Annotated in this window: 12 protein-coding genes; 1 reads left to right on the forward strand and 11 read right to left on the reverse strand. The window is 68.2% G+C overall.

All coding sequences use genetic code 11. From position 1 onward, the window contains the following. Positions 1 to 5: 5 nt before the first annotated feature. The 11 genes from rimM to ftsY form a co-directional block, all read right to left on the reverse strand. A complete protein-coding gene (gene rimM, locus OHB12_RS14925; RefSeq protein WP_327119947.1) occupies positions 6 to 530 on the reverse strand; it encodes a ribosome maturation factor RimM in 525 nt (174 codons plus the stop codon). Beyond that, positions 530 to 772 (reverse strand): RNA-binding protein, encoded by a 243-nt coding sequence (locus OHB12_RS14930; RefSeq protein ID WP_067782143.1) that lies wholly within the window; start codon positions 770 to 772, stop codon positions 530 to 532. Before OHB12_RS14930 ends, rimM begins: the two co-directional genes overlap by 1 nt. A gap of 189 nt (positions 773 to 961) precedes the next feature. Further along, positions 962 to 1,387, reverse strand: a complete 426-nt coding sequence (gene rpsP / locus OHB12_RS14935; protein ID WP_327119950.1) for a 30S ribosomal protein S16 — start codon at positions 1,385 to 1,387, stop codon at positions 962 to 964. A gap of 411 nt (positions 1,388 to 1,798) precedes the next feature. After that, the gene (locus OHB12_RS14940) at positions 1,799 to 2,938 is read right to left on the reverse strand and encodes an amidohydrolase family protein (protein WP_327119952.1); all 1,140 of its coding nucleotides are present in this window, start codon (positions 2,936 to 2,938) and stop codon (positions 1,799 to 1,801) included. A gap of 57 nt (positions 2,939 to 2,995) precedes the next feature. Continuing rightward, positions 2,996 to 4,567, reverse strand: coding sequence for a signal recognition particle protein (gene ffh / locus OHB12_RS14945; RefSeq protein ID WP_327119954.1), 1,572 nt, complete (start codon positions 4,565 to 4,567; stop codon positions 2,996 to 2,998). Positions 4,568 to 4,691: 124 nt separating this feature from the next. Then, positions 4,692 to 5,147 (reverse strand): deaminase, encoded by a 456-nt coding sequence (locus tag OHB12_RS14950; RefSeq protein WP_327119956.1) that lies wholly within the window; start codon positions 5,145 to 5,147, stop codon positions 4,692 to 4,694. 130 nt (positions 5,148 to 5,277) lie between these two features. Then, a complete protein-coding gene (locus OHB12_RS14955; RefSeq protein ID WP_327119958.1) occupies positions 5,278 to 5,595 on the reverse strand; it encodes a hypothetical protein in 318 nt (105 codons plus the stop codon). 133 nt (positions 5,596 to 5,728) lie between these two features. Continuing rightward, positions 5,729 to 8,155, reverse strand: a complete 2,427-nt coding sequence (locus tag OHB12_RS14960) for a [protein-PII] uridylyltransferase (protein ID WP_327121133.1) — start codon at positions 8,153 to 8,155, stop codon at positions 5,729 to 5,731. Positions 8,156 to 8,275: 120 nt separating this feature from the next. Further along, positions 8,276 to 8,614: a P-II family nitrogen regulator gene (locus OHB12_RS14965; protein WP_040780799.1), complete on the reverse strand. Its 339-nt coding sequence runs from the start codon at positions 8,612 to 8,614 to the stop codon at positions 8,276 to 8,278. 5 nt (positions 8,615 to 8,619) lie between these two features. Further along, positions 8,620 to 9,999: an ammonium transporter gene (locus OHB12_RS14970; RefSeq protein WP_327119960.1), complete on the reverse strand. Its 1,380-nt coding sequence runs from the start codon at positions 9,997 to 9,999 to the stop codon at positions 8,620 to 8,622. A gap of 344 nt (positions 10,000 to 10,343) precedes the next feature. Then, positions 10,344 to 11,978: a signal recognition particle-docking protein FtsY gene (gene ftsY, locus OHB12_RS14975; RefSeq protein WP_442800044.1), complete on the reverse strand. Its 1,635-nt coding sequence runs from the start codon at positions 11,976 to 11,978 to the stop codon at positions 10,344 to 10,346. Positions 11,979 to 12,171: 193 nt separating this feature from the next. Between ftsY and OHB12_RS14980 the strand changes: the two genes are divergently transcribed. Further along, positions 12,172 to 12,561, forward strand: coding sequence for a DUF2237 family protein (locus OHB12_RS14980; RefSeq protein WP_327119964.1), 390 nt, complete (start codon positions 12,172 to 12,174; stop codon positions 12,559 to 12,561). Positions 12,562 to 12,664 lie beyond the last annotated feature (103 nt).

The raw sequence follows: 12,664 nt of genomic DNA on the forward strand, positions 1-12,664 counted from the left end.
CCGCCTCATTCCGGGTCGAGCAGACCCTCGGGCGGATCGATGACGACGAGGCGGTCCGCGAGCGACACCGCAGGCACGATGGCCGTGACGAACGGGATCAGGATCTCCCGGCCGTCGTCGGCGGCGCGCACCGACAGCAGTTCACCCGCCGCGGAGTGCAGCACCTCGCGCACCGAGCCGACCACGGTGCCGTCGGTGAGCTGAACTTCCAGCCCTTCCAGCTCGTAATCGTAGAACTCGTCCGGATCGCCGGACGGCGGAAGATCCGCGCTGTCGACCAGGAACAGCATGCCGCGCAGCGCGTCGGCCGCAGTGCGGTCGGCCACGCCGGTGAGGAATACGAGAAGTCGGCCCGAGTGCTCTCGGGCCGACTCCACGGTGAAATCACGGACCTCCCCGGATCGGGCCAGCCGACCACGCAGCGTGGAACCGGGCGCGAAACGCGCCTCGGGCTCGTCGGTCCGTACCTCGACGACAAGTTCGCCGCGCACGCCGTGCGACTTGGCGACCCGCCCTACGACGAGTTCCACTACTGGTCGGTGTCGACCACGTCGACCCGGATGCCCCGGCCGCCGATACCTGCGACGAGGGTGCGCAGCGCGGTCGCGGTGCGTCCACCGCGGCCGATCACCTTACCCAGGTCTTCGGGGTGCACATGCACCTCGACGGTGCGCCCTCGGCGACCGGTGATCAGCTCGACACGGACGTCATCGGGATTGGCGACGATCCCGCGAACCAGGTGTTCGACGGCATCGGCGACGACGGCACTCACTGCTCCATCACCTCGAGACGCAACTCCCCCATCGTCGGGGCCGATCTACCGACGGCTCGAGACGGGTACCGTGTCGACGGGTAAGGCGCACTCACTGCTCCATCACCTCGAGACGCAACTCCCCCATCGTCGGGGCCGATCTACCGACGGCTCGAGACGGGTACCGTGTCGACGGGTAAGGCGCACTCATTACTCCGAGGCCTCGGTCTCGGCGGCCTCGTCCTTCTTGGCGGCCTTCTTCTTCGGGGTGACGGCCTCGGCGACCGGCTCGCTATCGGCAGCGGCCAGCGCGGCGTTGAACAGGTCCAGCTTGGACGGCTTGGCCGGCTTGACCTTCAGGGTGCCCTCGGCGCCGTCGATGCCCTTGAACTTCTGCCAGTCACCGGTGATCTTCAGCAGCTGGAGGACCGGCTCGGTCGGCTGCGCGCCGACACCCAGCCAGTACTGAGCGCGCTCGGAATTGATCTCGATGAGCGACGGCTCTTCCTTCGGGTGGTACATGCCGATGGACTCGATGGCCCGGCCGTCCCGGCGGGTGCGGGCGTCCGCGACGACGACACGGTACTGCGGGTTGCGGATCTTGCCCATGCGGGTGAGTTTGATGCGAACAGCCACTGCTGATCTGCCTTTCGTTGGTTGGTCACGGCGCGATTCAGCGACCCGCACGGTCTGCGAGCCCGGTTTTGCGCTTGGAGTGTGTGACCGCCGCGCGGTACGTAACCGGAGACGGGCTGACACTTGTCCGGAAGGACGGTGGTCCATTGTGCCAGACGTGCCGGTCCCACCAGAAATCGCGCCCCACCGCCCCGAAGGGCGGCGCACCGGCCCACGCAGCGACAGCAAGCGGCGCCGACGCGCGCGGACTGCCCCGATGGTCAGCTCACCAGCGGCGCGGGGGTTCGCCCGGCGAGTTCGACCGCGTCAGGCTCGTGTCCATTGGGCATCTGATAACCGAGGCGAATGGTCACGACAACCGGCCATAGGCGCCGTTCGAAAACATGACAGTGAGCTGCGCTGACCGAGGTTTCAGCGGTGGCCGGTGACGGGACCGCGCTTGCCGAACACCCGCCCGCGCAGAACGACGGCGTACGGGGCGGTGAGCGCCTCCGGGTGAGCGCACGGGTCCTCCCGATAAACGACGAAATCAGCGGGCGCGCCGTGCTCGATGCTCGGCCTGCCGAGCCAGGCGCGGGCATTCCAGGAGGCCGCGCCGAGCGCATCGCGCCGGGACAGACCCGCGGCGCCGAGCGCGGCGATCTCGTCGGCGATGCGCCCGTGGCGGATGGAGCCGCCCGCGTCGGTGCCCGCGAAGATCGGCACGCCCGCGTCGTGCGCGGCGGCGACAGTGCCGCGCACCCTGCGATGCAGGTCGCGCATATGGGCGGCGTAGACGGGGAATTTGCCCGCACTGTCGGCGATTTCGGGAAAGGTATCGATGTTGACCAGCGTGGGCACCAAGGCGGTGCCGTGTTCGACCATCATCTCGATGGTCTCGTCGGCGAGGCCGGTGCCGTGTTCCAGACAGTCGATACCTGCGTCGATCAAACCGGGCAGCGCGTCCTCTCCGAAGACATGCGCGGTGACGCGGGCACCGTTGGCGTGCGCGGCGGCGATCGCCTCCTTCAGGATCGCGTCGCTCCACAGCGGACGCAGGTCGCCGACGGATCGGTCGATCCAGTCGCCGACGATCTTCACCCAGCCGTCGCCGAAGCGGGCCTGCTCGGCGACGATCTCAGGCAGATCGCGCTCGTCGTCGAGTTCGATGCCCAGCTCGCGGATGTAGCGTTTGGGACGGGAGATGTGGCGGCCCGATCGGATGATCCGCGGCAGCTCGTCGTGGTCGTCGATGAATCGGGTGTCGATCGGCGAGCCCGCGTCGCGCAGCAGCAGCGCACCGGCCGCACGTTCGGTCTCAGCCTGCGCGATGGCCCCCTCGCGGTCCTCGTCGCCCCCGCCGTATCGGATACCGACGTGGCAGTGCGCGTCGACCAGGCCAGGCACTATCCACCCTGCGTCACAGAGTGTTTCGGCGCCAGGCACAGGTTCGAAAGACACCAGCCCATCGCGCACCCACAGATCCCGCACCTCATCGCCAGGCAGAACCACACCTCGCAGATGCACAGCAACCTCCCGGACGTCCTCGGCTGCCACCAACCTACTGTTCATGCACCGTGACACCTATCCGCGGAGAAACCGTGCCCGTATCGGCGCCGCCGATACGGTCTACTTTTTCGGGAACTTGAATTGAGAGAGGTCGATGCCCTCCAGGCCGGGCGGCAGCTGGTCGAGACCGGCGGGCATGTTGGAGATGTCGGGCATACCGGCGGGCAGTCCGGGCATGCCGGGCATGCCGCCCATTCCGGGGAACCCGCCGCGCACCTTCGGCGGCGTCGGGCCACGGCCGCCCTTCTTCCCCTTCTTGCCCTTCTTGGTGTTGCCGCGACGGGAGCCGGGCAGCCCCATCTGGCGGCCCATCATGGCCATCATCTTCTTGGCCTCGAAGAAACGGTCGACGAGCTGGTTGACCTCGGAGACCTGGACACCAGAGCCATTGGCGATGCGCAGCCGACGAGAGGCGTTGATGATCTTGGGGTTGTCACGTTCGGCCGGGGTCATGCCGCGGATGATCGCCTGCACGCGGTCGAGCTGCTTGTCGTCGACCTGGGCGAGCATGTCCTTCATCTGGCCCGCGCCGGGCAGCATGCCCAGGAGGTTGCCGATCGGGCCCATCTTGCGGATGGCCAGCATCTGATCGAGGAAGTCCTCGAGGGTGAGCTCGCCGCTGCCGATCTTGCGCGCGGCCTCCTCGGCCTGCTGCGCGTCGTAGACCTGCTCAGCCTGCTCGATCAGGGTGAGCACGTCGCCCATACCAAGGATGCGGCTGGCCATACGGTCCGGGTGGAAGACGTCGAAGTCCTCGAGCTTCTCACCGGTGGAGGCGAACAGGATCGGGACGCCGGTGACCTCACGGACGCTCAGCGCGGCGCCACCGCGGGCGTCGCCGTCGAGCTTGGTGAGCACGACACCGGTGAAGCCGACGCCGTCGCGGAACGACTCGGCGGTGCTGACCGCGTCCTGACCGATCATGGCGTCGAGTACGAACAGGGTCTCGTCCGGCCGCACTGCGTCCCGGATGCCAACGGCCTGCCGCATGAGCTCGGCGTCGATACCGAGACGGCCCGCCGTGTCGACGATGACGACGTCGTGCTGCTTCTGCTCGGCTTCCGCGATACCGCCGCGCGCCACACCCACCGGGTCGGCGGCCGTGATGCCGAGCGGGTTCTCGCCACCACCGACGGAAGTGCCGGGGTGCGGCGCGTAGACGGGCACGCCCGCGCGCTCGCCCACCACCTGCAGCTGAGTGACGGCGCCAGGACGCTGCAGGTCACAGGCGACCAGCAGCGGCTGATGCCCCTGCCCCTTCAGCCATTTCGCCAGCTTGCCCGCGAGCGTCGTCTTACCGGAACCCTGCAGACCGGCGAGCATGATCACCGTCGGCGGGTTCTTGGCCAGGTTCAGTCGCCTGGTCTCGCCGCCGAGGATGCCGACGAGTTCCTCATTGACGATCTTCACGACTTGCTGGGCCGGATTCAGCGCCCCGGAAACCTCCGCGCCCTTGGCGCGCTCCTTGATCCGCCCGATGAAACCGCGCACCACAGGCAGCGCGACGTCGGCCTCGAGCAGGGCGAGACGGATCTCCCGACAGGTGACGTCGATGTCGGCCGGTGACAGACGCCCCTTACCACGCAGATCCTTGAGGGCACCGGTAAGCCGGTCGGACAGGGATTCGAACACCGATCGCGCTCCTGATCTCGGGGGACGTCACATTCTCTCCCAGGGTAATGGGATCACCCACATGATCGCGCAGGCGGTGCGCCCTTCTTGGTGGGAAGGGAGCGCAACAGCCAGGAGATGACCCTCAGGAGAGGTCGAGGTGGCGGTTCATCGACATTGCCGCGTCGGCCAGCTCCGGGAGTTCGATCACGGTGACGCCCTTCTGCCGCAGCTTCCGCACACCGACGCAGTCCGCGACGAATGTGGGTGGTTCACGCCATGCGATCACGACGACCGGAATGCCCGCCCGCAGGATGCGGTCGGTGCAGGGCGTGCGGGTCTTCGTCGCGCGTTCCGAGCACGGTTCCAGGGTGCTGTAGATCGTGGCCCGCGCCAGCCGGGGATCGTTCGCGCCCAGCTTGTCGAGCGCGGATTCCTCAGCGTGCACCTTCGGGTCGGTCTCGCGCGAGTAGCCGGTCGAGATCTCCCGGCCGTCAGCGACGATCACCGCGCCCACCGAGAACGCGCCCTCGACCACCGGGCACCGGCGGGCGAGACCAATGGCTCTGGTCATCCAGTGGTGGTGGTCGTGCTCGGTCACCGTTCGTTCTCCTTACGCGATCCCGGCAGCGCGAACGGTCGGGTCACGCGAGGACCGCTCACCGCACGGCTTCTCGAACTCGACGGTCGGCGAGACTCGGCCGCGGATGTCGGTCGCCAGCGTAACCGTTCTAGGGGTCGAGCACGCGGCGGCGCGGTTTGGCGGTCTTGCGGTAGTCGTGGTTTTCCTTGGCCACCATGAAGACCGCTTCGCGGGCGGTCAGGCCCAGTTCGAGGGACAAGTCGTCGAGGACGGCCCACTCTGTGGTGGTGGGGATCGCGGAGGAGGCGACCGTCGATGCGATGGTCATCGCACTCACGGCCTGCTGTCCGGTCAAGGTGCGACCCGGCAGCCAGGACACCACCCAGCGGTCACCGCCGACGCACCGCGCGATATGCGTGGTCTCGTCACTGGTCATCATCGACGCCGAAACGACTTCAATTGCCACCGACCTGCTCCCCTCGTGCTAGCGATAGCCAGACGCTCTGATCGTAGGGCTCAGCAGCCGCACCGGAGTTCAGTTCCAGCAAATCTTCTGCAACAGATCGGTCACTGAGCAAAATAGCAGCTCAAGATCCAATTTACGGGCCAGACACCCCACCTTCCGGCTTCTTTGGCGCAGTTCTGGGAACCACCGCAAGAATGGCTTTCTCGATCATTTCCCGGCGCAGCGGGCCGTCGTCGGCGCCCATCTCGAGGCAGAAACTGTCGACCACCGCCGACCCCATCGTGACCACCTTGGCCCACCGGACATCGGCGCCGCAGCCCGCCAGCGCGGCGGCCAGGCGGCTGAGCAAACCGACGCGGTCCTCGGCGCGCAGCTCCAGGATCACCCGACCTGGCACCGAGGTACCGAACCAGATCACCCGCGGCTGGGCCCGCGCGTACCGGCTCGGGCCGATACCGCTCGCCTCGCGCTCGCGTTTGGCCAACGCCGCGGAAACATCGAGATCCCCCGCCATCGCACGGATCAGCTCCTGGCGTAGGAGCCCGGCGTCGGGCGGGTCGCCGAACTTGGGCGACACGACGAAGGTGTCGATCGCCGAATCACCTTCGACGCCGAGCGCGGCGGACAGCACCCGCAGCGAATGCAGCGCGAGCACGCCCGCGGCATCGGAGAGCAGACCAGCGCTGTCGGGCGCGATGACGGTGGCGGTGTAGGTGTATTTGCTCTCGCCGGGCTTCAGGTCGACGTGCACGCCGCCCGCCGTGGCCTTGGCGATCAGCTCCGGCGCGATCGGCTCCGGCGTCGGCAACTGATCACCGGCCATGACCAATCGGCAGCGGCGGACCAACTCGCCGATCAGCGAGGCCTTCCAGTCCCCCCACACCCCGGGACCGGTGGCAAGCGAATCCGCTTCGGCCAACGTATGCAGCAGGTCCAGCAGCTGTGCGTCACCCGCGAGCGTGTCCACTACGTACTGCACCGTATCGGGATCGGAGAGATCACGCCGGGTCGCGGTGTCCGGCAGCAGCAGGTGGTGGCGTACCACGGCGCTGAGCGTGCGCACGTCCGACGGCCACAGGCCGAGACGCCGACCGATGTGGGTGGCCAGCTCTGCGCCGACGACGCTGTGGTCGCCGACGCGGCCCTTGCCGATGTCGTGCAGCAGTGCGCCGAGGGCGAGCAGATCGGGGCGGGCCACCCGGGTGCTCATCGCACTGGCGTAGGCGACCGTCTCCGTGAGGTGGCGGTCGACGGTCCAGGTGTGCATGGCGTCCCGCGGCGGCAGGTCACGCACCGCACCCCATTCCGGAAACAGCCTGCCCCACAAGCCCGTTCGATCCAACGCCTCGATCGCGTCGATCGTGCCCCTGCCCGCGCCCAACAGGACGAGCAGGTCGTTGAGGGCGTCCTTGGGCCAAGGTTCGCGGAGCTCCGGCGCGTCCTCGGAGAGCCGGTTCAACGTGGTGGCGGACATCGGCAGCCCGGTCTGGGCCGACGCCGCCGCCACCCGAAGGACGAGCCCGGGATCGCGCTGCGGACGCGCATCCCGGGCCAGCACGACTTCGCCCGCGTGCTCGACCACCCCCTCATCGAGCGGACGCCGCACCGGCATGCGGCGAAGTCGTGCCAGTCCCCGGCGTGGCAGCGCATTGGCCGCGGTACGCAGTCCGACGTCAACGGAATAGCTGACGGTCCGAGCGGAATCGCTCAGTGTGCGAGCGAGATCGAACCGGTCACCGACGCGCAGGGCCCCGCCGATCTCGTCGGCGTCCTGTGCGCGCAGCTGGTCGCGGGACCGCCCCGCCACCCGGTGCAGCTCCGTGCGCACGTCCAGCAGACGCCGGTGGGCCTGCTTCAGGCCGCCGCCGGGCACGTCCGGTCCGAGTCCGGGCATGGCATCGGTCAACTGGGCAATGGCCAGGGCGTCGAGCAGTTGGATGTCGCGCAGGCCGCCGCGTCCGTTCTTCAGATCGGGCTCGGCGCGGTGCGCGATTTCGCCGCTGCGCTCCCACCTGGCCTCGGCCTGGGTGATCAGCTCGTCGAACCGGGTCCGGATCCCGGTCCGCCATTCCCGGCGCACTCCACCGATCAGCAGGTTGCTCAGATCCTGGTCACCGACGATGTGCCTGGCCTCCAGCATGCCGAGCGCGGCGATGAGATCGCCAGCGGCCACCCGCAACGCCTGCGGCACGGTCCGCACGCTGTGGTCGAGCTTGATGTGCGCGTCCCACAGCGGGTACCAGAGCTGGTCGGCGACCTCAGCGACCCGGGTGGGATCGACGTCGTCGTGCAGCAGCACCAGATCCAGATCCGAGTACGGCAGCATCTCCCCCCGGCCGAGACCGCCGACCGCCACCACCGCGAGGCCACTGTCGGCGGCGATGCCCAGTTCGCTGCCCTTGCTGGTGAGCCAGAGTTCGAACAGGTCGACCAGGGCGTGGCGCAAGGATTCGGCGTCGAGCCGGGGATTACGGGGCAGGCCGCCTTCGAGCAGCTGGGTTCGTGCGCGGACCAGATCGGCCGCGGCGTTGGATACCTTGCCGTTGACTTCTTCGGTCACCTTCGGCTCACCGTCACGCTCGTACTGACTATCCACAACCCACCACCCACTTCATGCGCGCGGCCCCGCCCCGACCGGGAACTCCGGTGGGAGCGGGGCCGCCGCTCGACTCGATATCGGTTACAGCGCGTCGGTACCGCGTTCGCCGGTCCGGACCCGGATGATCGACTCCACCGGGGTGACCCAGACCTTGCCGTCACCGATCTTGCCGGTGCGGGAGGCTTCCACGATCACCTCGACGACCTTGTCGACAGACGCGTCGTCCACGACGACCTCGACGCGGACCTTCGGCACGAAATCGACCGAGTACTCAGCACCGCGGTAAACCTCGGTGTGTCCCTTCTGCCGTCCGTACCCCTGCACCTCGCTGACGGTCATGCCCAACACACCCGCCTGCTCGAGCCCGGTCTTGACGTCCTCGAGCGTAAACGGTTTGACGATTGCGGTGATCAGTTTCATGTTCGTCATGCCTCCTTGACGGCCGAACGTGCCGTGCTACCCAGAGCGGCGAAGTCGTAGGCGGTTTCCGCGTGCTCGGACTCGTCCAAGCCCACCGACTCTGCTTCTTCGCTCACGCGCAGCCCAATGGTGAACTTCACGATATAGGCAATGATCAGGGTCGCGATGAAGGAGAAGGCAAGTACCGCACCGGCACCCACCGCCTGCCGCCACAGCTGATCGGTTCCGCCGCCATAGAGCAGACCGGTCTTGGCCGCACCCGCCTCCGGCGCCGCGACGAGACCGACCATCAAAGTACCGACGATGCCGCCGACAAGGTGCACGCCGACCACGTCGAGCGAGTCGTCGAAGCCGAACTTGAACTTCAGCCCGACCGCCAGGGCGCACAGCACACCCGCGACCGCACCGATGGCGAGGGCACCAACCACGTTCACCGAGGAGCAGGACGGGGTGATGGCGACCAGACCGGCCACGACGCCCGAAGCCGCACCGAGGGAGGTGGGCTTGCCGTCGCGGATCTTCTCCACCAGCAGCCAGGCCAGCATCGCGGCACAGGTCGCGATGGTGGTGGTGACGAAGGTCGAGCCGGCAAGGCCACCGGAGGTCACCGCGGAACCGGCGTTGAAACCGAACCAGCCGAACCACAGCAGGCCGGCGCCGAGCATGACGAACGGCAGGTTGTGCGGACGGAACGGAGTGGTCGGCCAGCCCTTGCGCTTGCCGAGCACCAGCACCAGCGCCAGACCGGCCGCACCGGCGTTGATGTGCACGGCCGTACCGCCGGCGAAGTCGACCGCGAGCAGCTTGTTGGCGATCCAGCCGCCCTCGTGCACGATATTGCCGTCGGCGTCCTTGACATCGAAGTCGAACACCCAATGCGCGACCGGGAAGTAGACGACCGTGGACCAGATGCCCGCGAACAGCAGCCACGCGCTGAACTTCAGGCGGTCGGCGACCGCGCCCGAGATGAGGGCAACCGTGATGATGGCGAACATCAGCTGGAACGCGACGAAGACGGTCGCCGGAATGGTGCCCGCAAGCGGAATGTTCACGGCCTCCGTGGTGACGACGCCCGCCGCGTCCTTGACCTCGGCAACGGAGTTGCCACCGATCAAGCCTTTGAGGCCGAAGAATTGCGAGGGATCGCCGATCACACCGAACTTGTTGTCACCGAATGCCGTCGAGTATCCGTACAGCGACCACAACACGCCGACCAGGCCCATGGCGCTGATGCTCATCATGATCATGTTGAGCACGTTCTTCGACCGAACCATGCCGCCGTAGAAGAATGCCAGGCCCGGCGTCATCAACAACACGAGTGCCGAACTCGCCAGCATCCATGCGGTGTCACCGGTGTCCGGTGCACCGGTAAGGGGAAATGCCACCTTAATGTCCTCCTCATCTCGGGCCCTGCCGATTCCGGCGAATGGACCTGCACAGAAGGGTCCTCATTCGGTGTTTCATCCGTAGAGCTGCCGTGTTTCGCCTACGTGAACGGATGGCGCAGCTGTGTTGCTACCAGGTTTCGTGGCGTACACCGGAGGTTTCCGCGCCGGGTGAGACGCGTGTCGGCGAAATCGAACATCTGATTCCGTCGAGTAGGACCTGGCAAACATTCGGTTGTTGGCTCGATCGAGTTCGAGCGCCGGACCGGCCGTGCCGAAGTGAGCCCGCGGCGCGACTCGTGCGGAGTGCCTCCGCGGGCTCTACCGGGTTCCGGAATCGCCGATCAGCCCAGCAGCGCGTCCACGAACGCGCCGGGCTCGAACGGGGCCAGGTCGTCGGCGCCCTCTCCGAGGCCGACCAGCTTCACCGGCACACCCAGCTCGTGCTGGACCTGGAAGACGATGCCGCCCTTGGCCGTACCGTCCAGCTTGGTGAGCACGACGCCGCTGATGTCGACCACCTCCGCGAACACCCGCGCCTGGGTGAGGCCGTTCTGGCCGACGGTGGCGTCCAGCACCAGCAGCACCTCGTCGACGTCGGCCTTCTTCTCCACGACACGCTTGACCTTGCCGAGCTCGTCCATCAGACCGGTCTTGGTGTGCAGCCGGCCCGCGGTATCGATGAGCACCACGTCGACGCCGCCCTCGATACCCGCGGCCACCGCGTCGAACGCGACGGCGGCCGGATCGGCGCCTTCGCGTCCGCGAACGGTCTCCGCGCCGACCCGCTCACCCCAGGTCTGCAGCTGGTCGGCGGCCGCGGCACGGAAGGTGTCGGCCGCGCCGAGCAAGACGCGGCGACCGTCGGCGACCAGCACGCGCGCGAGTTTGCCGGTTGTGGTCGTCTTTCCGGTGCCGTTCACGCCTACGACCAGCAGGATCGACGGATGATCTGCGTGCGGCAGCGCGCGCACCGACCGGTCCAGCTCCGGTCGCAGCTGCTCGATCAGCACGTCGCGCAGCACCGCGCGCGCCTGGTCGGTGGTGCGCACGCTCCGGGCCGCCATCTCCTCGCGCAGACGGGAGACGACGGCGGCGGTGCTGGCGGTACCGAGGTCGGCCAGCACGAGCGTGTCCTCGACCTCCTCCCAGGAGTCGTCGTCGAGGTCGCCGCCGCCGAGCAGGCCGAGCAGGCTCTTGCCGACCGCGTTCTGCGACCGGGACAGGCGTCCGCGCAGGCGGACCAGACGCCCCTCGGTGGGCTCGATCTCCTCGAGTGGAGCGACGGTCTCGGCGCCCGCGGGGGTGTCCGGTGCGGGCAACACGGTGGCGTCGGCCGCGGCGCTCGTGTCCGAATCGGCAGGAACCGTGCCGGCCTCGACCGCGTCGGTGCCCGGCTCGGCGACCGTGCCCGGCTCGGCGACCGTGCCCGGCTCAGCGACCGTGCCCGACTCGACAGTCGTGCTCTCCGCCGTGGTCGCCGTCGATTCGTCCGGCGCGGCCGTCTCGGTCGCGGCCGTGTCCGCGCTGTCGGTCGTCGTCGGCGCGGCCGTACCCGCAGTGGGAGCGTCCGCTGCGGTATCGGGCGTGGCGGGTGCCGTCGCGGACCTGTCGGAGGTGTCGACCGGGGCAGTGGGCGCCTCGGCGACGTCCGCCTCCGGAAGTGGCACATCGGTGATGCCGCGTCTGGGCGCGTCGCGCGGGATCGCGGCGTCGTCACCGACGTGTGGCTGCCCTTCGGTGTCGGTGCGTTCGACCGGCGGCGGCTCGGTTGTGGTCGCCGTGCCGCCGCGGCTGAAGTTGAATCCGCCGGAGGCCGTGTAACCACCGGACCGGTCGGTTACCTCCTTCTCCTGCGTCGGCGGGGTCAGCGACACGCGACCGCGCTTGTACCGGACGAAACCGGCGACAAGCACCACGAGCAGCAGCGCGGCGACCGCGGCAATCAGGATCCAAGCTTCGGGACTCACGCGGACCATCCTTGCAGAAGGACATCGCCCGCATGGCCGCCGTGCCGGACGGAAGGGCCTGCTTCGGTCCCGACCGCAAGGGTGTGAGCTCGGCGAATGCCGGACGCGCCCGGCCAACGGCGCGACCGCTCGAACACCGACACAGCCCCCGAGATTTCTTGTCCTGCGGAACTTCTCGCGAAGTGACAATAGGATCGGCGACGTGACCGATCGAAACGTGCTTGGGGGGCCGCTGGAAGAGTGCGGCACCGATCCTCTCACCGGCTTCTACCGGGACGGCTGCTGCAGCACCGGTCCGGAGGATCTCGGCAGCCATACCGTGTGCACCGTCGTCACGGCAGAGTTTCTGGAGCATCAGGCGTCCATCGGCAACGATCTCAGCACGCCGCGGCCGGAGAACAACTTTCCGGGCTTGCAGCCGGGCGACCGGTGGTGCGTCGTAGCGGTGCGGTGGCTGCACGCGCACGAGGACGGTGTCGCCGCGCCCGTCGTGCTGGCCGCCACGCACGAGAACGCCCTGGAAGTGATCTCGGTGGAGATCTTGCGCAAGTACGCCGTCGACGTGCCGGACGACGTCAGCGACCTGCTCTGAGCAGCCCGGCAGCACTACGTCGACCGCGCCTTCTGGACAAGGCGGGCGCCCCGTAGGTGCGTCAGGCATACACCCGCACCCGCGAGCAGGCGAAGCAATCGCG

It is taken from the genome of Nocardia sp. NBC_01730 (assembly GCF_035920445.1).
GTDB lineage: Bacteria > Actinomycetota > Actinomycetes > Mycobacteriales > Mycobacteriaceae > Nocardia.